Annotated in this window: 22 protein-coding genes and 1 other RNA gene; 13 read left to right on the top strand and 10 right to left on the bottom strand. The window is 48.5% G+C overall.

Annotated features, from left to right (window positions below; translation table 11 throughout):
• Window positions 1-634: 634 nt before the first annotated feature.
• Together TX85_RS03960 and TX85_RS03955 are read right to left on the bottom strand one after the other, a co-directional pair.
• Window positions 635-1,546 (bottom strand): LysR family transcriptional regulator, encoded by a 912-nt coding sequence (locus tag TX85_RS03960; protein WP_044479787.1) that lies wholly within the window; start codon window positions 1,544-1,546, stop codon window positions 635-637.
• Between the two features lie 114 nt (window positions 1,547-1,660).
• Window positions 1,661-2,275 (bottom strand): rhomboid family intramembrane serine protease, encoded by a 615-nt coding sequence (locus TX85_RS03955; protein WP_044477820.1) that lies wholly within the window; start codon window positions 2,273-2,275, stop codon window positions 1,661-1,663.
• Between the two features lie 115 nt (window positions 2,276-2,390).
• On the opposite strand from TX85_RS03955, the gene tpx reads away from it, so the two are divergent.
• Window positions 2,391-2,912 carry a thiol peroxidase gene (tpx, locus tag TX85_RS03950; protein WP_044477819.1) on the top strand — a complete coding sequence of 174 codons (522 nt, stop codon included), beginning with the start codon at window positions 2,391-2,393 and terminating at the stop codon, window positions 2,910-2,912.
• 84 nt (window positions 2,913-2,996) lie between these two features.
• Here the strand turns inward: tpx and TX85_RS03945 are convergent, their stop codons facing one another.
• From TX85_RS03945 to TX85_RS03935, 4 genes are all read right to left on the bottom strand, one after another.
• Entirely contained in the window at window positions 2,997-3,386 is a 390-nt protein-coding gene (locus tag TX85_RS03945) for a DUF1499 domain-containing protein (protein ID WP_044477818.1), read from the bottom strand.
• A gap of 167 nt (window positions 3,387-3,553) precedes the next feature.
• Window positions 3,554-3,745, bottom strand: a non-coding RNA gene (gene ssrS / locus TX85_RS25715) — 6S RNA.
• 75 nt (window positions 3,746-3,820) lie between these two features.
• A complete protein-coding gene (locus TX85_RS03940; protein WP_044477817.1) occupies window positions 3,821-4,660 on the bottom strand; it encodes a YesL family protein in 840 nt (279 codons plus the stop codon).
• A 186-nt stretch (window positions 4,661-4,846) separates the two neighbouring features.
• Window positions 4,847-6,445 (bottom strand): DEAD/DEAH box helicase, encoded by a 1,599-nt coding sequence (locus tag TX85_RS03935; protein WP_044477816.1) that lies wholly within the window; start codon window positions 6,443-6,445, stop codon window positions 4,847-4,849.
• Window positions 6,446-6,703: 258 nt separating this feature from the next.
• Between TX85_RS03935 and TX85_RS03930 the strand changes: the two genes are divergently transcribed.
• From TX85_RS03930 to TX85_RS03915, 5 genes are all read left to right on the top strand, one after another.
• On the top strand, window positions 6,704-7,525 hold the full coding sequence (locus TX85_RS03930; protein ID WP_044477815.1) for a YitT family protein: 822 nt from the start codon (window positions 6,704-6,706) through the stop codon (window positions 7,523-7,525).
• Between the two features lie 176 nt (window positions 7,526-7,701).
• Entirely contained in the window at window positions 7,702-7,902 is a 201-nt protein-coding gene (locus tag TX85_RS03925; RefSeq protein WP_187375129.1) for a hypothetical protein, read from the top strand.
• 4 nt (window positions 7,903-7,906) lie between these two features.
• The gene (locus TX85_RS26685) at window positions 7,907-8,131 is read left to right on the top strand and encodes a hypothetical protein (RefSeq protein ID WP_148444319.1); all 225 of its coding nucleotides are present in this window, start codon (window positions 7,907-7,909) and stop codon (window positions 8,129-8,131) included.
• Window positions 8,128-9,327 (top strand): putative glycoside hydrolase, encoded by a 1,200-nt coding sequence (locus tag TX85_RS03920; protein ID WP_044477814.1) that lies wholly within the window; start codon window positions 8,128-8,130, stop codon window positions 9,325-9,327. The genes TX85_RS26685 and TX85_RS03920 overlap by 4 nt, the downstream gene beginning before the upstream one ends.
• 298 nt (window positions 9,328-9,625) lie before the next feature.
• A complete protein-coding gene (locus TX85_RS03915; protein ID WP_044477813.1) occupies window positions 9,626-10,993 on the top strand; it encodes an MATE family efflux transporter in 1,368 nt (455 codons plus the stop codon).
• An 87-nt stretch (window positions 10,994-11,080) separates the two neighbouring features.
• Here TX85_RS03915 and pfkA read toward each other — a convergent pair whose 3' ends face one another.
• The gene (pfkA, locus tag TX85_RS03910; protein WP_044477812.1) at window positions 11,081-12,052 is read right to left on the bottom strand and encodes a 6-phosphofructokinase; all 972 of its coding nucleotides are present in this window, start codon (window positions 12,050-12,052) and stop codon (window positions 11,081-11,083) included.
• Window positions 12,053-12,145: 93 nt separating this feature from the next.
• Window positions 12,146-13,225 (bottom strand): tetraprenyl-beta-curcumene synthase family protein, encoded by a 1,080-nt coding sequence (locus tag TX85_RS03905; RefSeq protein ID WP_081671628.1) that lies wholly within the window; start codon window positions 13,223-13,225, stop codon window positions 12,146-12,148.
• 254 nt (window positions 13,226-13,479) lie between these two features.
• Between TX85_RS03905 and TX85_RS03900 the strand changes: the two genes are divergently transcribed.
• On the top strand, window positions 13,480-14,691 hold the full coding sequence (locus TX85_RS03900; protein WP_044477811.1) for an MFS transporter: 1,212 nt from the start codon (window positions 13,480-13,482) through the stop codon (window positions 14,689-14,691).
• 95 nt (window positions 14,692-14,786) lie between these two features.
• Complete coding sequence (locus tag TX85_RS27265) at window positions 14,787-14,882, top strand: YjcZ family sporulation protein (RefSeq protein WP_233500597.1); 96 nt, start codon at window positions 14,787-14,789, stop codon at window positions 14,880-14,882.
• A 52-nt stretch (window positions 14,883-14,934) separates the two neighbouring features.
• On the opposite strand, the gene TX85_RS03895 is transcribed toward TX85_RS27265, so the two are convergent.
• Complete coding sequence (locus tag TX85_RS03895) at window positions 14,935-15,249, bottom strand: hypothetical protein (RefSeq protein WP_044477810.1); 315 nt, start codon at window positions 15,247-15,249, stop codon at window positions 14,935-14,937.
• Between the two features lie 104 nt (window positions 15,250-15,353).
• Here TX85_RS03895 and TX85_RS03890 point away from each other — a divergent pair, with 104 nt between their 5' ends.
• Window positions 15,354-16,022, top strand: a complete 669-nt coding sequence (locus tag TX85_RS03890) for an NAD(P)H-dependent oxidoreductase (RefSeq protein ID WP_044477809.1) — start codon at window positions 15,354-15,356, stop codon at window positions 16,020-16,022.
• A 510-nt stretch (window positions 16,023-16,532) separates the two neighbouring features.
• On the opposite strand, the gene TX85_RS03885 is transcribed toward TX85_RS03890, so the two are convergent.
• Window positions 16,533-16,730, bottom strand: coding sequence for a cold shock domain-containing protein (locus TX85_RS03885; protein ID WP_018750471.1), 198 nt, complete (start codon window positions 16,728-16,730; stop codon window positions 16,533-16,535).
• A 225-nt stretch (window positions 16,731-16,955) separates the two neighbouring features.
• On the opposite strand from TX85_RS03885, the gene TX85_RS03880 reads away from it, so the two are divergent.
• The 4 genes from TX85_RS03880 (at window position 16,956) to TX85_RS03865 (ending at window position 19,898) form a co-directional block, all read left to right on the top strand.
• Window positions 16,956-17,189 carry a hypothetical protein gene (locus TX85_RS03880; RefSeq protein ID WP_044477808.1) on the top strand — a complete coding sequence of 78 codons (234 nt, stop codon included), beginning with the start codon at window positions 16,956-16,958 and terminating at the stop codon, window positions 17,187-17,189.
• A gap of 41 nt (window positions 17,190-17,230) precedes the next feature.
• Window positions 17,231-17,410, top strand: a complete 180-nt coding sequence (locus TX85_RS03875; protein ID WP_044477807.1) for a hypothetical protein — start codon at window positions 17,231-17,233, stop codon at window positions 17,408-17,410.
• A gap of 255 nt (window positions 17,411-17,665) precedes the next feature.
• Complete coding sequence (pepF, locus tag TX85_RS03870; protein ID WP_044477806.1) at window positions 17,666-19,456, top strand: oligoendopeptidase F; 1,791 nt, start codon at window positions 17,666-17,668, stop codon at window positions 19,454-19,456.
• A 91-nt stretch (window positions 19,457-19,547) separates the two neighbouring features.
• Complete coding sequence (locus TX85_RS03865; RefSeq protein WP_081671627.1) at window positions 19,548-19,898, top strand: LapA family protein; 351 nt, start codon at window positions 19,548-19,550, stop codon at window positions 19,896-19,898.
• Window positions 19,899-19,924: the final 26 nt, after the last annotated feature.

The raw sequence follows: 19,924 nt of genomic DNA, 5'->3' as shown, positions 1-19,924 counted from the left end.
CGAACAATTCGGCCACGCTCCAGTGAAATTACTTACCTTAAAAGCTTCATTCGACGCACGAACCCACTTTTAGTGAAAAAACTTACCTTAGATCTCCAGTAACTTGTTAAATCCGCGTTTTAGCCAACTTTAAGCGCAAAAATTTCACTATATCCTCCTCTTGATCAGTTTTCCTGAATTTAACGTAACTTTTTTCACTAAATACGTGTGATCCCATTAGGTATGTATGACCGTATTGGTGTGCGTGAGGCGTACTTCTCCGGGGTACTTCATCCGGAACCCATATGCTGGATGAACGGAGTGCTAGGCACATATCGAGCGATTCGAGCGGCCTTTGCTATTATAAGTGCATTCGGCACGATAAGGCTGCACTTAAAGAGACTGCGTAGAAAGGGCAAAAGTATGAAGGTACTGAAGTGAAAGCTTTCTGCAAGAAAGCTGCTTCGGGAGCATATGCTTGTTAGTGTTCGCCTTTGCGAGCGGATTTCTACCTTGCTAGATCTTAGTCCAATCAAAGAAATCAGCGAGCAACAGCGATCGTAAGCACCCTTCACACGTTGCCCCCCTGCGCGCAGCATCATTTTAGCCTGCATTTATTTTGCTGCGTACTTACAGCAATAAAAAAAGCCGCCGGTCATTGACTCGGCGGAGTATCGATTTGAAGTCCAAAATATTCGAGCAAAAAGGCTCTGAAGGATTGCGCGACGAGCGGAAGCTTTTCGTCTGCCCGGTGGATAAGTCCGATGGTTCGTGTCACCTTCGGTTCTGAGATTCTCACACGGCTGGGCTGCAGTGAGAAGCTCTGAAAAAGCGCCATCTCCGGCAGCAAGCTGACTCCCATACCCGCGGCTACCAAGCCGCGAATCGTATCCGTCTCCTCTCCTTCAAAGGCTATCTTGGGCGTGAAGCCCGCCTCCTGGCAAGCCTGCCATACAATCGGCCTGAGCGAGTAGCCTTTACTGAACAGAATAAATTTCTCATCCTTTAATTGACTCAGCTTGATACTCTGCTCCTCTGCCAAAGAATGATTATTCGGCAGAATGGCTACCAGATCCTCTGTCAGCACCACATTGCCGACCACCTGGTCATGATTCTCCGGAAACGGCGATATGAACGCCAAATCCACCTCTCCGGACACCACATCCCGAATCAAGGTCGGATAGGTCCCCTGACGGAATCGAAACTTCACATTGGGATACAGCTTCCTGAACTCGGCTACGACACTTGGAATCATGTGAATGCCCAAGCTATTGGGAAAGCCAAGCCTGATCTCTCCCTGCTCCGGGTCCAGAAATTCGTGCACCTCGTTAACCGCTCGCTCCAAATCCTTCAGAATCGCTTCAACCCTGCTGCAAAATAGCTGTCCTACAGCAGTCAGGTATAAATTTCGTCCCTTTTGCATGAACAAATCCACACCAAGCTCCTGCTCCAGCTGATGAATCTGGCGGCTCACAGCAGATTGTGCCACATGAAGCTCTTCTGCCGCTTGAGTAACATGTTCCTTCCTGGCAACCTTCAGAAAATACTGCAATTGTCTTAATTCCACGAGTCCGATCGCTCCATTCGCATCTGTTCGTAACATCAGAATTAGCTCATGAAATGGCAGAGTAAGGGCTTACAAATCATATTAATTCTAATTTACCATGGCTTAGCCGGTCATTCAACGCCGTTTTAACAGTCTTATAATAAGTCCGTACAGGAAAAAGCCGGCAACCAGACCGCCAAAATGCGCCATCCAGTTAATTTGTGCTACCATGACACTGAAGACAATACCGATCATTAAGATGCTGTAAAGGGTCTTCCTGGAGCTCTCATCCATCATATTCCGTTGGAACAGGGCAATATACAAAAAGGCGCCGTAAACCCCGTAGATGGCGCCAGATGCGCCTACAGACAGATGGGGCTCCAGAGTTTGCCGATAGACTTCAAGACTAATCACATTAGCAATAACACCGCTGCCTAAATATAACAACGCATATCTCCAGTGTCCGAGAAGCCTCTCCAGCGGCGGAGCAAACACCAGAATCGCAAAGCTGTTGGAGAGCAGGTGAGTGAAGCCCAGATGCAGAAACATGGAAGAGAAGAGTCTCCAGTATTCGCTGGCGAAGGGCTCTACATTGGTTAAAGCCCCGAATCTCAGCTGTACATAGGAGTCCGTAGATCCGCCGCTGAATACGGTGATGAAAAACATCACGATATTGGCCGCAAGGATCAGGCAGGTTACCGGGTAATAACGCAAATAGCTCTTCCAGTTCTCATAGCGAATAAAAATCATACAATCCTTCCTTTACTGTGTAAACTCCTCAATTTCCCTCAAATTGGACAATCCCAATTTAAAACGATTATAATGAAGGCTGAATCCATTATCTCATGTTTAGGAGGAGAATCAAATGACTCAAGAACGCGGTAGCGTGGCAACATTTAAAGGCAATCCGATTACCCTTGTTGGTCCTGAATTAAAGGTTGGCGATCAGGCGCCAGACTTCAGACTGAATAAGAATCTCCTTGAGGAAGTGACCCTCCAGGATTTTGCCGGCAAAATCAAGCTGATCAGCGTCGTTCCTTCTTTGGATACCGGCGTATGTGATGCTCAGACTCGCCGCTTCAATCAGGAAGCTGCAGCACTCGGCGAAGATGTGGTCATTCTCACTGTCAGTGCAGACCTTCCCTTTGCGCAAGCCCGCTGGTGCGGAGCGGCCGGCGTAGACCGGGTCATTACTTTATCCGACTACAAAGATAATTCCTTCGGCAAATCGTACGGCGTTCTGATCAAGGAATTTGCACTGGATCATCGTGCAGTCTTCGTCTTGGACCGCGACAATACGATCCGCTACGTGCAAGTCCTGAGTGAAATGGGCGAGCATCCGGATTATGAGCAGCCAATCGCTGCTGTTAAAGAATTGCTCTCGTAAGAAACCTGTACATGAAAAAGCGAGCAAGGAGTCATCTCCTTCTCGCTTTTTTGGTATATCTCAGACTAATATTCGATTTTCTGATTAAGAAACCTTATAGGAAGACAGCTTCTTATCCAGCATGGCAAACAAATGCAGGATATTGCGGTAATTGGCCCCCAAATCCCCGAAAGAACCGCGGGTTGCCGAGTAGATATCAACACCGCAACGCATAGGCCCGGTCGCAACGATGGAAATGGTGATATCCATGATCCGGCCGAATTTTGTCCGTTTCTCCAGTGTAATCTCCCCGACTGACGGTACCTCATGCAGCACCTTGTATCCCGGAATCTTCTTCAGGGTCGCAGACACTTCATCAAACAACTTGTCTTTGGACATCTGATAATATCTGGTCTTCAATTCAGGTGATTTAGCCCGGTCACTCGTTCCATCCTGGCTACGGAAAATCCCTGCTAATGTTCTCTTAAATGACAACCTGCTCTTCCTCCTTTATGTATAGCGCCTCAAAACTGCACGTACATCCTGTTTATAGTGTAACATTGTTGGGACGCAAACAAAAGCCAAGTCATGAGGCGAAAAAACAAAAAAAGCGCGACAGATGCCGTTGTTCACGACAACTACAGCGCTTTCTTCAATAAAGATTGAGACCCGCCTATGCCGTCCGGTTTCACTGTCTCGAACCTGCACCCGCAGGTGGGTGACCGCAACTTCACTTTTGAAGTCCCCTCATCAACATGGATAGGGCATTTCAGCCATGCAGCAATGTTGGTCTCCCGAGACAACCGTCATTGGTTCAAAACAACTTGGAACCGAAACGCACATCGCAGGACGTAAATCCATTATAGAACCTTCATTCCTAAAAGTAAACTTAGCGAACAAGGAAAATGTAACCATTTTCAAAACAATGCTTAATTCCGATCCTTACGCTCGTCACCTTCGGTTAATTCCTTGACCTCGCCATGTTCATCCGCTGCTTCCGAAGCCGCTTCCGCGTTCTCGTCCTCAGGCTCCTCGGCTTCTTGCCCTTCTTCTTCCGCGGCTCTCATCTTCTCGGCCTTCTCTTGAATCTTGGCATACCCGTTATAAAAATTAAAAAAAGCTACAAGCGCGCTCAGCGAGGCAAAGCCGAACATGATCAACCAAGTGAATCTAAGCGTGATCAGTCCTAGAAAGACTACGCAGAGGGCCGTCGACAATAGACGAAACGGCTTGATAATGCTGAGCAGCACCGCATTCTTGATAATTTCCTTCGTAGACATATAGAGATGTGTCATGATCGAGAAGAAGTTGAACAGCGACAGTAAAAGAAGAACCAGAAGCACCAGCATAATAATACCTATGACCTGGAGATTCTGCATTTCATTCATGTAGAAGAAATACGCAAAGTACATAATCACAATCAGAGCAGTGTAGAAAATACCCCCAAGCATGCTTTGCTTGTAATTCTCTTTGTAGCCTCTAAAGAATAGCTTGATTATACCAAGGTCCGTCTCTCCCATCACCCATTTACGGACGACAGTGAACAAAGCGGCCGTTGCGGGAAAAATAGTGAAAGGCGCAAGAATTCCCATGGCATATAAGGTTGCAGTTTCTCCTTCCAGCTCCGGAATTTGCAGAACCTGCATTCTGACTACAAGAAAGAAAAAGAATGGCAGCGAGCATAGCATCCATAACAGGTTGCTGCCCGAAATTCTCATAATCCATTCTGTGACTTTATAAAACCCGCCCATCATACCTCTTGGTTCCAAGTATAAATCTCCTTCCGCAAGTTAAAAGTTTGTCCAAATCCTACTCTAACTATATCACGATTATATAAGTGCAATCCAGCGCACAATGTGGCATCTGCGGTAAGGTATTTCAACAAGTCTTCCTTAACGCAGCAAAGGCTGCTTCCGGACATGAAGCTCATGCCGGAAACAGCCTTTTCATCTGCTTTATTCGTGGGAATGATCGTCGCGTTTTGCCGGGCGGCGATCTCCTCCGTTATAGTTCGAAGTACGCGGCTTCCGATCCGATGAACGGTAGGAATCACGGCCTCCATCCCGGTTGTAACCTTCTCTGTTGTTGCTGTAACCGCCTTTATTGCCGTATCCGCCACGGTTGCCGCCTTCACGGTTGTCCCGGCGATATCCGCCGCCACCGCTATTGCGGTTGCCATAGCCAGAGGGCTTGCGTCCGCTCGAGCGAATATCCGGATTCCGGCGCTTCACACGAATCGGCTCTTCTGGCGTCAATTCAATATTGGTCTTCTCATTCTTCTCGCCGGTAATCAGCTTGAAGGCTGCTGCAAGCAGGTTGACCGAATCGTACTGCTCCAGAAGCTGGATCGCAATCCCTTTATACTCGTTAAGCTCTCCGCCTTCTACAAGCTCGATCAGGCGCTCTGCCGTAATGCGCTGCTTGCCTTCAATCGCTTCAGCGATGCTTGGCAAAGGCTTGCGGGCAATTTTATGTCTGGTAATACGTTCAATAAAATGCAGATGATCAATTTCACGAGGCGTAACGAACGACCAGGCCACACCCTCTTTACCGGCACGTCCTGTACGGCCGATCCGGTGAACATAGCTCTCCGGATCCTGCGGCAGGTCGAAGTTCACGACGTGGGTTACGCCGGAGACATCGAGACCGCGCGCAGCGACATCTGTTGCGACGAGAACATCAATGCTGCCGTCACGGAATTTGCGCATAACATTGTCACGCTGGTTCTGTGACAAGTCGCCATGAAGACCGTCCGCGGAATAGCCGCGCTTTTGCAGCGCTTCAGACAGCTCATCCACCCGGCGCTTTGTCCGGCCAAATACGATCGCAAGCTCAGGCGATTCCATATCAAGCAGACGGGACAGGGCGTCAAATTTCTGGCGTTCTTGTACTTCAATGTAAGCCTGATCGATCAACGGCGCGCTAACTTGCTTAGGAATAACAGACACATGCTCGGGATTCTTCAGGAACTGCTGGGCAAGACGCTGGATATTCGAAGGCATTGTAGCAGAAAATAGCATCGTCTGACGCTCTTCCGGCACCAGCTTCAGGATGGATTGAATATCCTCCATGAAGCCCATATCGAGCATTTCATCCGCTTCATCAAGAACCACGGTCTGAACATCATCAAGCTTGATCGTCTTCCGGTTAATGTGGTCCAGCAAACGGCCCGGAGTACCGATAATAATCTGAGGCTTCTTCTTCAAGGCGCGGATCTGACGAACGATATCTTGACCGCCGTAGATCGGAAGGGAGCGGGTTCCTTTAAACCGGGCCAGCTTACCGATTTCTTCGGCAACCTGGATAGCAAGCTCGCGGGTCGGAGTCATAATCAGAGCAACGATGCGATCTTCATCCTTAGGGATTTTGTTGATCAGCGGCAGGCCGAATGCCGCGGTCTTTCCTGTACCTGTCTGAGCTTGTCCGATCAGGTCGCGGCCTGTCAGTGCGATCGGAATGGACTTCGATTGAATCGGGGTTGCTTCTTCAAAGCCAAGTTCGGTAATGGCTTGCAGCACTTTAGGCTCTAGGCCGAATTCTGTAAATGTGTTCAATAGGTTCATACTCCTTCTATATAGTGGACATTTCCACCATCTTGACTGTATTCTTAAGTAGCATTCAAACGTTAATTAGGCTGTCCAACCGCATCCTAAATGTTACATATGGATTGGCGTGCGATAAATACTTCTGAAGGTAAATCCGTTTAGGAAATAGATCCCTACTCAAGAATATCTAAAACATTATAGCACAAAACAATTCCAGAATACTAGCAAGCAGGTTGGGATACTCTTATTTAAATGAGGTGACCATTTGTGTTAAAGGAAATCAGGAACTGCGTAATCGTCATGATCGGAGCTGCTTGCATCGCCTCCGGATTCAACTTGTTCCTTGTTCCGAATCATCTGCTCAGCGGCGGCGTCTCCGGTCTGGCCATGCTGACTGGCTACTTTACCCCCTTCAATATTAATGCCATGTACCTTGCCTATAATGTGCCGCTGCTGATCGCAGGCTGGTTCATGCTGGGCAAGCGGTTCATCGGGCTCAGCATCCTGTCCGTGGTCTCTGTGACCCTGCTGATGGCCGTTATTCCCGAAAGAATGGTCACCTCCGACACCTTGCTATCCGCCGCCTTTGGCGGCGTGCTTGTCGGCTTCGGCAGCGGTATTTCCTTTCGCGTAGGCGGCTCCTCCGGGGGCTTTGATATTATTGGCTCCATCGTCACGCGCTTCCGGGACTACCCGATCGGCCAGATTATGGTTGCCATGAATGGCTTGGTCATTCTGGCCATGGGCTATCTGGATGGGGACTGGAACCTTGCGCTCGCCTCCATGATCTCGATCTACATCACGGGCAAGGTGCTCGACTACGTCTACATCAATCATGTGAAGGTAACTCTCTACATCATCACCGATCACACAGAGGCTATGCTCGAGCAACTGCTTAAGCTGCCAAGAGGCGTAACTCTAATGAAGACGCAAGGGGCTTTTTCTCACAAAGAGAAGGATATGCTTATGACAGTTACTACCCGATATGAGCTGATTGAACTCAAGGAAATCATCAAGGCCGCCGATCCCTCCGCATTCGTCAATATCGTTCAGACGGTCGGCGTAATGGGCTCCTTCCGTAGACAGTAGCGTTGCTTTTGGGCGAGGATGGATGATTCTTTTTAGCTCCGGATGTGGTATACTGACAGTAATCGGTTCCTTCGTCAATTTCATATTTTCGATCCGATTGCCTTTTTTCACAGGCTCAATGCTTTTTCTGTTTTAGGAATGATTCCGGTAAAGAATGATTCTTGGAGGAAAGGGTGATGGATGTGGAAATGGAAACGGTAAAGCTGGAACGTATCGTCATGAAGTGGTTTCCGGATATGCTGGCATGCCTTAACGAACGGGAGCTCAACTCCATGATCATCCTGCGGGATGGTTTGACCATTTTGGAACCGGAAGATGCGATGGAGATTATCCAGTTCAGCATTTGCGAGCATCAGAACTCAGCGCTGCTTCATTAACCTTTTGTCTGCATCAAGCCGTTTTTTCCGCTTTGCGGAAGAGACGGCTTTTTATTATGGCCTGCATCGGCTGCGGGCATTTACCCTCGAAAATCCGTTTATTCAAAGCGCAATCGGTTTATTATTACAAGATAAAGATCTGGTCAGCAATGGTAACAAAGATGTTCTTTATGAAAATAACGCATCAGCTATAATCAAGTCAGCGTACACAAGGGAGAGAAGACGATGAACATCCTATGGACACTTTTACTTCTGGCCTTGGGGACAGGCTCTGGAGGCGCCGCACCGAGTGATCAGGCTGAGGCTCCAAATGCCGCTAGACTTCCGGCTATTCTGCAAACATCTGTGCAGACGATCAAAGCAAACTATGCACAAGGCAAGCTGAATGATCCGCTGACACCCGCGGAATTGAATCCCGTAATTGTTCAGGCCGAAGCACCCCAAGTGAAGGGCATTTATGTCACTGCATACAGTGCAGGCGGAGCCCGTCTCAGCACACTGCTGGATTTGGTCGATTCAACCGAGCTGAATTCCATGGTCATCGACATCAAGGATGACGCAGGCTACATCACCTATAAGACCGACAACGCCACACTTCAGGAACTAGGCAAGCCTCAGCCCTTTATCGGAGATATAGATGCCTTAATGACCAAGCTTAATGAACATGACATTTATCCAATCGCCCGGATCGTCGTCTTCAAGGATACGATACTTGCGAAGAAGAATCCCGAGCTATCCTTCCTGAACAAGGACGGAACCGTTTGGGAGAACAGTAAGGGCGACAGCTTCGTCAATCCTTACAACAAGGATGTATGGGAATATAATATCGAGGTTGCCAAGGAAGCCGCCAAGCACGGTTTCAAAGAAATCCAGTTCGACCATGTCCGGTTCCCGGAAGGCTTCGAGAAGCGGGCCGACAGTCTGAAGTATGATAAAAATGAGCTGAGCCGGATTGATACGGTATCCGAGTTCGTGAAATATGCCCGTGAACAGCTGGAACCGCTTGGTGTGAAGGTATCGGTCGATATTTTCGGCTATGCCGCATCCGTACCGGCTGCCGAAGGGATCGGACAGGATTTTGTAAAGATATCCCAGCATGTCGATATTATCTGTCCAATGATTTATCCAAGTCATTACACAACCGGATGGTTTGGAGCCAAGGAACCGGATCTCGCACCTTACCAGACGATCAAAGGCGCGTCTGAAGACACGATTAAGAAGCTTGAGCCGCTTGGAGAGGAAAGGCCGATCATCAGGCCATGGATCCAGGACTTCACCGCCAGTTGGTTAGGCAAAGGACATTATACGAAATACGGCAAATTTGAAGTAGAAGAACAAATTCGCGCCCTCAAGGATTTAAACATTGATGAATATCTGTTATGGAACGCCAATAATCGTTACACCGCTGATGTTGCATACGAATAAGATCTGCTTCCAGCACTTATACTTTAATTAAATCTATATAAGTTGAACTATTGAATAATACGTTCCGGAGGCAACGTGTGAAGTGTGCTTACGATCGCTGTTGTTCGCGGATTTCTCTAATTGAACTAAGATATTATAAGGTAGAATTCCACTCACAAAGGCGAACGCTTTCGCTTCTTCAGCACACTTCACACTTTTGCCCTTTCGACGTAGATTTATAGCTCAACTTATATACACTTTTCCACCCAACCCGGGCCCCTGCCCGGGTTTTCACACGAAGAAACGGAGACAGCGATTCATGAAACAAACCTATTCCTTACGTCAAAAGCTAAACCAGTTCCTTATTGTTCTCATTCCAATTCTAATCACCCAGGTGACCCTGTCGCTCATGACCTTCTTCGATACGATGATGTCCGGGCATGCAAGCCCGGAGGATCTTGCCGGTGCCGCCATCGGCTCCAGCATCTGGGTTCCTGTCCAGACCGGGCTAAGCGGCATCCTGATGGGAATCACGCCCATCGTCGCCCAGCTGATTGGAGCAGGTCAGAAGGACAAGGTGGGCTACCACGTCCTTCAAGCACTTTGGCTGGCTCTTGGCGTAAGTGTCTTGGTCATCCTTGCAGGAAGCTTTGCGGTCACACCGCTGCTCAATAGCATGAACCTGGAGCCGAAGGTTCACCATGTTGCTTTTTATTTCTTAATGGCTATATCTACCGGGACGATCCCCCTGTTCGGCTACATCGTCATTCGTTCATTCTTTGATTCGCTGGGACAGACGCGGATATCGATGCTTGTCATGCTCGTTTCACTCCCGATAAATGTCGGAGCAGGATATGTTCTGATCTTTGGCCGGCTCGGCTTTCCCCGCCTAGGAGGAATCGGCTCGGGAATTGCTACCGCCTTTACATACTGGTGCATCTTCCTGATTGCCGCAAGGATTGCCCATAAAGTACAGCCCTTTTCCGAGTATGGGATCTTCCGCAAATTCCATGGAATTTCCTTGAGCAAATGGACGGAGCTCCTTCGAATCGGAGTGCCGATGGGATTTGCCATCTTCTTTGAGACTGCAGTCTTTGCAGCGGTGACATTATTCATGAGCCGCTATGACACCTTGACGATCGCCGCCCATCAAGCCGCCAATAACTTTGCGTCGACGTTGTATATGATTCCGCTTAGCATCTGCATGGCACTGACGATCCTTGTCGGTTATGAGACAGGCGCTTCGCGCCTAAAGGATGCCAGACAGTACGCACGGCTAGGGATCGGGATCGCCATCGGCCTTTCTCTGGCTACTGCCATAATTCTTATGCTCGTACGCGAGCAGGTGTCCGGACTGTATTCGGACAAGCCGGAAGTCATTTATTTGACCACCCACTTTTTGGTCTATGCGATCTTCTTCCAAATCTCCGATGCCATCGCAACTCCGATTCAGGGCGTGCTTCGCGGCTATAAAGATGTGAACCCCGCATTCTGGATTACACTGCTTGCTTACTGGATCATTGGCTTGCCGCTTGGTCATGCCCTGTCCGTATGGACGGCCCTTGGTCCTTATGGTTACTGGATCGGTCTGATTTCCGGCCTAGCTGTTGCAGCTATTCTTCTTCTGCAGCGTCTTGTCTTGATCCAGCGCAGAATGGATAAGAAAATGCAGGCGAATCCAATCTGATTACAGAACAATCTTCAGACACTAAAAAAGACTGTGCCTCAGGCATGCATCTGCATACCGGCGGGCACAGTCTTTTTAAATTTAGGATTATTGCGACAAACGGGCTGCCAGCTCGTACAAGTCCTTATCGAACTTTTTCTTGGTTGTGACAACCTTCTCGATATCCGTCAGAATCATCTCTCCGCCGATCATACCGCACGCCTTGTTGGACTCTCCCGCAATTAGGCTGCGTACTGCAAAGTCACCCAAGCGGCTTGCCAGGTTACGGTCGAACGGTGTAGGCGATCCCCCGCGTTGAATGTGGCCGAGTACCGTTGCGCGCGGCTCCAGCGAAGGCTGGCGCTTCTTGATCGCTTCCACCACGTCATCGCCCTTGCCAACCCCTTCGGCAACGATAACGATGCTGTGTCTCTTGCCATTATCGAAGTTCTGTCTCATCCGGTCTGCAACTTCATCCAGATCAAACGGCATTTCAGGAATAAGAATGGTCTCCGCACCGGAAGCCAGTCCTGCATGGAGAGCAATATCTCCGGCATGACGTCCCATGACCTCAACCACGGAAGCCCGTTCATGGGAAGACATGGTATCCCGAAGCTTATTAACAGCATCGACAACGATGCTTACCGCGGTATCAAACCCGATGGTGTAGTCGGTAAAGGAAATATCATTATCAATCGTTCCAGGCAGACCCATTGTCTTGATCCCCAGCTTACTCAGCTTCTCGGCCCCATGGTAAGATCCGTCGCCGCCGATTACGACCAGTCCGTCAATCCCGCGGGCACGCAGAATCTCCGCTCCCTTCTGTTGACCTTCCGGGGTCTTGAACTCCAGACAGCGTGCGGATTGGAGAATCGTACCGCCCCGTTGAATGATATCTCCTACGCTGCGAATATCCATGGAGAAGATATCGTTGTTCAGGAGACCTTGGTAACCGCGTTGAATTCCGTAAACCTCCAGCCCATAGAACAAGCCGCTGCGAACAACAGCGCGAACCGCTGCGTTCATGCCCTGCGAATCTCCTCCACTGGTAAGAACTGCAATCTTTTTCACTGCTGACATGATAATTCCTCCTAATGATTAATAAAGTACGAGCTCAAAAAGCCGGCTTTTCAGCACCGGGAAGGTTGCCAAAGATGACTTTTCGAACTATCTTTAAAGGTGTTTTCGAATCCAGACGCTATTGACGAAGAAGAAGATCCGCATGAGAGGACTTCGCCGCATCAGCCGCTTGGACGCATTGCGAATTTCAGGCTGTTCGCTGACCTTCGGATCCGATAAATATAATGCCAGCAATCCTTCTATGATCATCCGGTGAAACGAAGAAGCCGGCAGCTTCTTGATATCCCGGCGGGCCCCTTCCACTATAAGGGAAATCCGTTCCAGCATTGTTTCTCTATTCTCGTAATAGCTGCAAAAATTCAAATCCCCGCCTATTTCATCCTCTGCCTGGTCAATGAGATAGTCAAGCATAATATGTAAACCGCACACATTCGGGAAATAGGCATGATGAATCGTCCGGGCACTGCTGTCATCCAGCTTGTCGTTGCCAGCCGCAAGAAATAACATGAATACGCCCAGCGTCGAGCCTGTCGCTGCCGCAAATTCATTCCAGCGCAGCTCAGGGGTACGAAGCTTATGCTGCTCCCACCAGTTCAGAAGCGCCTCCTCGCGGAGCTTGGGATCGATATGCTTGTACACTTGAAGATCGCTGTACAAACTGACTAAATCGATGATGTAGGGCTGTGCAGCCGCAAATCCAGGCAACTTCGCAATGTTATTCCGGCACGTCATAACCAGGTCTCTCAGATACCCGCCATCATCCTGTTCTTCGCGAAGCGCATAGTAATCAACAAGCTCGGCATCAGGCTGGACGGCATCCAGCATACTCCGATGCAGAAGACGAAAGTCGTTCTGATCCATCGAAGTGCTTCGGTCACATAGATTGTCCAGATAATCACTAATTGTCTGAAACGCGACAATTAACGGGATTAGCGCATCTCGTCTCTCCAGATTGGCTGCAGCATACACCGCTCCGCCTTGACAGTGGAACTCCTTGGTGTCGATGCTGGCCAATGCCTGACGCTTAAGCTCGGGGTCAGGAATCCCCTCTGCTGAACGTCTCCATCTGTTCAATTCATGGCGAACCTCAGGCAGTATATACCTGTATACCCGGTTCATCATGGAGAGAGGTTCTCTCGGGAACTGGTTGCGCCGCTGCTCAAGTTGTATCAATGTCCTGCCTCCGCTGATTGATTCTAATCGTAATCGCCATTTGTTAAAAAATCATTCTATATTATAATATGATCCCACAAATTGCACAAATAAACAAAGTCACAAGCTCAACCGGTTTCGGGTCTTTGCCAGGCCCCATATTAGCCATAACTTTGTCAGCTCATTCAAGCACTATTATGCTATACTCTAAATGATTTGTCTTCGTGATTCTTAGATGTCCTATCATTAGATGAGAATGGAGCTCCAAACCGAACATGAACAATTCCAACCCATCCGAAATTCCGAGGCTTAGAGCCTTTAACTTTACTATTTTCGGAACAAGCGTGCTTGTGGCATCTTACTTCCCGCTTTTTTATGCCGGACTGGGCTTTTCCAAGAGTCAGATTGGCTTGCTATATGCACTCGGCCCGATGATATCGATTGTCGCGAACCTGCTCTGGAGCATTGCAAGCGATAAGTTCCGTACGATCAAGAAGATCATGCTTATTTTACTATTGGGCGAAATTATAATGAGTGCTGTGTTATCTCTCTCTACGTCCTTCTCGGTCATCGTTTTGATGATTACGATATTTTATTTCTTTTTCTACCCCGTCTTCCCGTTGTCTGACACACTTGCCATCAATGCGGCCAAGAGAGCAAATAAAAGCTTTATCACGATCCGGATATTCGGTTCGATCGGTTATGCCTTTTTTGCGCTGTTTATCGGATATTTACTATCCTTTCTCGGCTCCTCACGTACGATGTGGGTCACGATCGGCATTGCAGGCATCGCGCTCCTGATTACCCTGTTTATGAAGGATCAGAGCGCTCCCGTTGCCAAGATGGACATGTCCGGAATCTGGAGAATTCTGAAGCAGAAGGAGCTGCTCTGGTTTTTCGGCTGCGTATTCTCCCTAGCCATTGCCGTCCGGATGAATGATGCTTTTCTGACGGTGACCCTGAATGACCTTGGCGCGAGTGAAGATATGATCGGCTGGTCTCAACTCGCTTCGTCCCTTTCAGAGGTTCCGATCTTTTTGCTGCTGAGTATATACGGCGAGAAAATTAAGGAACTGCCGCTGCTGATCTTTGCCAGTCTCATGTTCGCCACACGCTTCCTGCTCGTCAGTCAGGCTGATTCTGCCTTGGATATCATCCTTGTACAGACTCTGCACAGCCTGTCCTTCGGTGTCTTCTATGTAACGTCCATTCGCATGCTCACCCGCCTGGTTCCGGATGAATATCGGGCAACCGGCATGGCATTGTTCACCATCGCCTGGTCCAGCGCCTCAGGTCTGCTGAGCGGCACATTCGGCGGGATGGCCTTCGAGCAATTCGGACGCGAGCGATTCTATATGATCGCCGTAGGTTTCGCCTTGCTTGCCTGCATAGGCTTCGCCAGCAGATATATGATTCGCGGGCCACGGCCGACAATCGCCCCGGCCCCTGCTGTTCAGGAGGCACCACGCAAGGATTTGCCGGAATGAGTGTAGAGAATTATTCTGGCTTAGCCTAGGCACCTGCACTCACTCCTTTCGGGATTGGAAATATATTAGTTATGAGTCCGGAAGGAGGGATACGAATGGGCGAATGTAATGTTGGCGGCGCTTTTTACACATCAACTACAGTAATCTTGGTACTTTACATTCTGTTGGTCATTGTTTTGAGAACCTTCTGAGATAACTGGATTAAAATGAAAAGGAGCCTACAAAAGTAGGCTCTTACGCTTGCTATGTGTATAACAAAGTAATAACCAGCAATTCGTAAAGAACAAGTGTGAGAATTAATTCGTCTTGATTGTATGGATTAAAGAAAGCACGCGGGGTTCCTTGATTGGGCACTGCCAAGTGTAATAAACCCCGATCGCAGTTTACAATCCTGCCTGTAATGACATGCCCATCCATCGTTTCAATTCTGACAAATTGATTCGTATAATGTCTGCAAATATGATGGAAATGTTCTCGCATAGACCTTAGCTTTTGGATTGAGCTTTCATCTGCTCGATATAGAACTTTCTGCTGATGCATTCCTTGTTGATAGCTCATTGGCGACTTCCTTCCGCTTGAAATTTTATATATCATATGCCCATGTCGTTGCTTTGTTAATTGGACAAGCTAAAATAATAAAATTAGTTTTAGGAGGATGCTTCATGACCCAATCCAACTTGAGTTCCATTCTTGATGCCTTAAAATTCCGCTATGCCTGCAAAAAGTTTGATCCTTCAAAGAGGGTCTCTGACAATGACTTTTTGTCCATTCTTGAAGCTGCTCGTCTGTCGCCAAGCTCTTATGGCTTCGAACCATGGAAGCTGTTAGTTGTGCAAAATCCAGAGCTGCGCGAGGCACTTCGCCCGCATGCGGGCGGAGCTCATAACAGCTTCAACGGAGCCAGCCACTTCGTCATTTTGCTTGCAAGAAAATCGGCTGATATGCGGTACGATTCAGAATACATAAGCCATATGCTGCACGAAGTTCAAGGATTGCCTGAAGCGACAGCAGCTATGAAGCGAAGCAGCTTTGAGAATTTCCAGCGTGAGAGCTTCAAGCTCCTGGAAAGTGATCGGGCCATGTTCGATTGGGCCAGCAAACAGACCTACATCGCCCTCGCGAACATGTTAACCATTGCCGCCTCCATGGGAATCGACTCTTGTCCGATCGAAGGGTTCAACCGGGCAGGCGTGGAGCAAAAGCTTTCTGAGCTCGGGTTGCTGGATCTTGAGCACTTCGGAGTATCCGTCATGGCCGGCTTCGGGTATCGTGCGGAGACAGCTCCAGCGAAGACCAGACAGTCTATTGAAGAGATCGTCCAGTGGGTGTAATCATTTTCATTAATAATCGCATTCCATACCCATTCGCCCATTAGACACCTTCCCATCCATCATGCTCCAAATGTAGTAACATTCCTCCGGACCACACTGCTTCTCTGGGAACTGCTTGTTTAGATCGAAAACAAGGGGGCTTGGATCTTGTCAGCTTACATCCTGCCTGGCTCACTAACGGCCTAACTGCTCTCTAACGGACATTCCGGACGGTTAGCCGGCTTTTTCCGGATCTATGGAGCGGTAACGGACATTTTGTGCACTTAGGATGCTTAGCCCGACTCTCGTCCCATCAATTTGCTCGCTAAGCCGACAAAATGTCCGTTACATGGTTGACTCCTTAAAAATTCCACTTTAAGAGGACGAAATGTCCGTAACGTAAGATTAGAGAATCCTGGAGGGAGCCAGAGTTACTATTACGCACAAAAAAACACAGCTCCTAGGAGCTGTGTCTTTCAATATGTGCCTGGAACCAAACTTTATAAGTGATCCGGTAACCCGGAAGTGATCTTATAATTTGATTACGTTAGCAGCTTGAGGACCACGGTTGCCGTCAGTGATTTCGAACTCAACAGCTTGGCCTTCTTCTAGAGTTTTGAAACCGTCGCCTTGAATCGCGGAGAAATGCACGAATACGTCTTCGCCGCCTTCAACTTGGATAAAGCCATAGCCTTTTTCTGCGTTAAACCATTTAACTGTACCTTTCAAATGAACAACCTCCTAAAAATAATCGCCATCATTGACGAATAACCATATTATACTCTATGCCTTTTAACATTGCAACGTGACATTTATCGTAAAAAATGCCTATAGTCATTTTGCCCCGGATTCGCTCCCCTTTAAGCACGACTTTGATTTGCCTTTCTTCAGGCGCTGAGTTATCATTTTACATAATATTTCATATATGAATGGTACAGATCGGAGTCGTTGAACATGATCAAGAAACACGAAATATACAAAAAAGACAAGTGGAACATGATGACGGTCGAGGTGCAGGGAAAATATATCGTTCTGCGCGAAATTTCCGACCAATGGGGCGAGGAGAGCCATACCTTTCTCAGCAGACCCGCATTGATGCATTGGGTGCAGCAGCGTTTTCCTAAGGAAGAGTATGCAGGCAAGGAAGAAGAATGGCACAGTATTATCGCAGCCTTTAAGCAAGTATAAGCAATGAAGCCCTAAAGCCATAGAGAATGGAGCCGAATTCAATGGACCAGAGTTCCAGCCTGTTAGTATTTATCATTTCCGCATTCGCGCTCGGAATCGTCCTGATCCTGACCAAGGACAATATTCCGCCAAAGCTAAGGCGCGGATCCGCTATCGCCGCGATCGTCATGATCTCGGCCGCATTTATCCTCATGATTTACAGCTTCTTCACCCTCGGTTAGTGGTTGTTCAAAATAGTCGCGCCTTTTGATCACGAAGTAAAATAAAATCAGCCGCCTCAGGGCATCATAAGGAAATGTTTCCAGCCATGTTGAGAAGGGAGCTTTCCAAACTTGATGCCTTTGCAGCGTCTATGCCACCTGCCGCTGGCGCTAAGTCTGCTGGTATCTTCAATCCCCAGCTCTGCAGCGTCACACGGGTTATCGACTACTAACCAACCGCCAAGCCATGATTTAATCCAAAGGAGGATCAGCCCCATGAGTACATTAATTAAACGTTCTGAAGCGAAAACGGAGAACACCTGGAAGCTGGAGGATATTTATCCCGATCAGAAAGCATGGGATCAAGCCTACGATGAAATTAAGGAACTCAAGAAAAAGGTAGCTGACTACGAAGGCAAGCTGACCGATGCGGACAAGATCAAGTCTGTATTCGAGCTCGAGGACACGATCTCCGAGAAGCTGGAACGCCTGTACGTTTATGCTCACCTGAGCCATGATCAGGACACCACGAACCCTACATATCAAGCTTTATCGCAAAAGGCAAAGAAACTTAACGTCGAAATCGGAGAAGCGCTCTCTTTTATTACCCCGGAAATTTTGACACTGCCGGAGCAGGAACTGGATGCTTTGATCGAATCCCCGACCCTCGCCGGATATAAATTCACCCTTCAGGAAATCAAACGGGAAAAAGCCCATGTGCTGAGCAAAACCGAAGAGGCGCTGCTCGCCCAGGTCGGCAATCTATCACAGGCGCCACAGCATATTTTCGGCATGATCAACAATGCTGACATTAAATTTCCGAAAATTCAGGATGAGAACGGCAATGAAGTCGAGCTGACCCACGGCAGCTACATTCAATTCCTTGAGAACCCGAACCGCGAAGTGCGGCGCCGTGCCTTCAAGGCCGTCTATGAGACCTATGCCAAGCAAAAGAACACGATCGCGGCAACGCTGAATGCGAATGTGAACAAAAATATGTTCTACTCCAAAGTCCGCAAATACCCTTCTGTCCTGGAAATGTACCTCTATGGGGATAACATTCCTAAGGATGTCTACACCAATCTGATCGACACGATTCACGAGAGTCTGCCGCTGCTTCACCGGTATATGAATCTCCGCAAGAAGCTGCTTGGCGTTGACGAGCTGCATATGTATGACCTGTTTGCGCCGCTCGTTGAGGAGTACAAGTGGGATATCACCTATGATGAGGCCAAGCAAATGGTGCTGGATGGTCTTAAACCGCTTGGCGACAACTACCTGGGTGTCCTGAAGGGCAGCTTCGAGAACCGCTGGATTGATGTTTACGAAAATGAAGGCAAACGGACCGGCGCTTACAGCTGGGGGGCTTACGGCACACACCCGTTTGTTCTGCTTAATCATAAGGATAACCTGAACAGCATGTTCACCCTTGCCCATGAGATGGGTCATGCGCTGCACTCCTACTTCTCTGACGAGGCATTAGCTTACCGGGATGCGCAGTACACGATTTTTCTGGCTGAGGTGGCTTCGACCACAAACGAAGCCTTGCTGATGGATTATCTCCTTAAGAAATCTACCGATCCGAAGCAAAAAATGTATCTGCTCACCTATTATGCCGATCAATTCCGCACCACGGTGTTCCGGCAGACCATGTTTGCCGAGTTCGAGAAAATTGTGCATGAGCGCGCCGAAAGCGGCGAATCGCTGACACCGCAAGATTTGTCCAAAATCTACTATGATCTGAACGTGAAGTATCATGGCGAGGGCATGCATGTGGATCAGGATATTGAAATGGAATGGGCGCGAATCCCTCACTTTTACACCAGCTTCTATGTTTACAAATACGCTACAGGCTTCTCGGCAGCAACCAGCTTCTCGAAGCAGATTCTCGAGGAGGGCCAACCGGCTGTTGACCGTTACCTCGGCTTCCTGAAGAGCGGGGGCAGCGATTACTCGATCAATATTCTTAGCAAGGCTGGAGTGGATATGTCCTCTCCACAGCCAATCCGCGAAGCGATGAGCGTATTCGAGCAGATTATCGAGCAAATGGAGCAGTTAACCCAATAAATCAGCCGGAGCTATTCGTTCCGCCTAATCTATCCCTTGCCCAGATGGGCAAGGGATTTTATACTGTCGATAGAAGGAGGTGTTACCTCATATGAAAATGCAATGGTCCTTGATTCTTGCACTGATCTTCGCCCTGATTACTGCGGTGTTTGCCGTTATCAATGTCGATCCTGTTCAAGTAAATCTGCTATTCGGTTCAGTTAGCCTGCCGTTAATCCTGCTCATCCTTGGCTCCACACTGCTGGGCGGCCTGATCGTCGGTTCTTTCGGCATCTACCGCGGATATCGTCTGCAGCGGGAAGTGAAGCAGCTGAATGCAAAGCTTGTACATATCCAGGATGCCACAGGCTATGTCTGGCCTGCCGAGAATGTGTCCGATGCTCCTAAGAGCGAGCCGGCAGAGGCTGTTGAAAAACAGCCGTCAAATCCGCAAGAACAATAAATCCATGCAGTTGCAGGAGGACTAAA

It is taken from the genome of Paenibacillus antibioticophila, from assembly GCF_000455265.1.
Classification (GTDB): Bacteria; Bacillota; Bacilli; order Paenibacillales; family Paenibacillaceae; genus Fontibacillus; species Fontibacillus antibioticophila.
The sequence above is the reverse complement of the archived record's forward strand: the minus strand, read 5'-3'. Positions and strand labels throughout refer to the sequence as shown.

What these genes read in the sequence shown, in the direction of transcription:
- TX85_RS03955 (WP_044477820.1), bottom strand. Translation starts at nt 2,275, where the DNA reads ATGATTTTTATTCGCTATGAGAACTGGAAGAGCTATTTGCGTTATTAC.
- tpx (WP_044477819.1), top strand. Translation starts at nt 2,391, where the DNA reads ATGACTCAAGAACGCGGTAGCGTGGCAACATTTAAAGGCAATCCGATT.
- TX85_RS03925 (WP_187375129.1), top strand. Translation starts at nt 7,702, where the DNA reads ATGGATGTGGAAATGGAAACGGTAAAGCTGGAACGTATCGTCATGAAG.
- TX85_RS03920 (WP_044477814.1), top strand. Translation starts at nt 8,128, where the DNA reads ATGAACATCCTATGGACACTTTTACTTCTGGCCTTGGGGACAGGCTCT.
- TX85_RS03915 (WP_044477813.1), top strand. Translation starts at nt 9,626, where the DNA reads ATGAAACAAACCTATTCCTTACGTCAAAAGCTAAACCAGTTCCTTATT.
- pfkA (WP_044477812.1), bottom strand. Translation starts at nt 12,052, where the DNA reads ATGTCAGCAGTGAAAAAGATTGCAGTTCTTACCAGTGGAGGAGATTCG.
- TX85_RS03900 (WP_044477811.1), top strand. Translation starts at nt 13,480, where the DNA reads ATGAACAATTCCAACCCATCCGAAATTCCGAGGCTTAGAGCCTTTAAC.
- TX85_RS27265 (WP_233500597.1), top strand. Translation starts at nt 14,787, where the DNA reads ATGGGCGAATGTAATGTTGGCGGCGCTTTTTACACATCAACTACAGTA.
- TX85_RS03895 (WP_044477810.1), bottom strand. Translation starts at nt 15,249, where the DNA reads ATGAGCTATCAACAAGGAATGCATCAGCAGAAAGTTCTATATCGAGCA.
- TX85_RS03890 (WP_044477809.1), top strand. Translation starts at nt 15,354, where the DNA reads ATGACCCAATCCAACTTGAGTTCCATTCTTGATGCCTTAAAATTCCGC.
- TX85_RS03880 (WP_044477808.1), top strand. Translation starts at nt 16,956, where the DNA reads ATGATCAAGAAACACGAAATATACAAAAAAGACAAGTGGAACATGATG.
- TX85_RS03875 (WP_044477807.1), top strand. Translation starts at nt 17,231, where the DNA reads ATGGACCAGAGTTCCAGCCTGTTAGTATTTATCATTTCCGCATTCGCG.
- pepF (WP_044477806.1), top strand. Translation starts at nt 17,666, where the DNA reads ATGAGTACATTAATTAAACGTTCTGAAGCGAAAACGGAGAACACCTGG.
- TX85_RS03865 (WP_081671627.1), top strand. Translation starts at nt 19,548, where the DNA reads ATGAAAATGCAATGGTCCTTGATTCTTGCACTGATCTTCGCCCTGATT.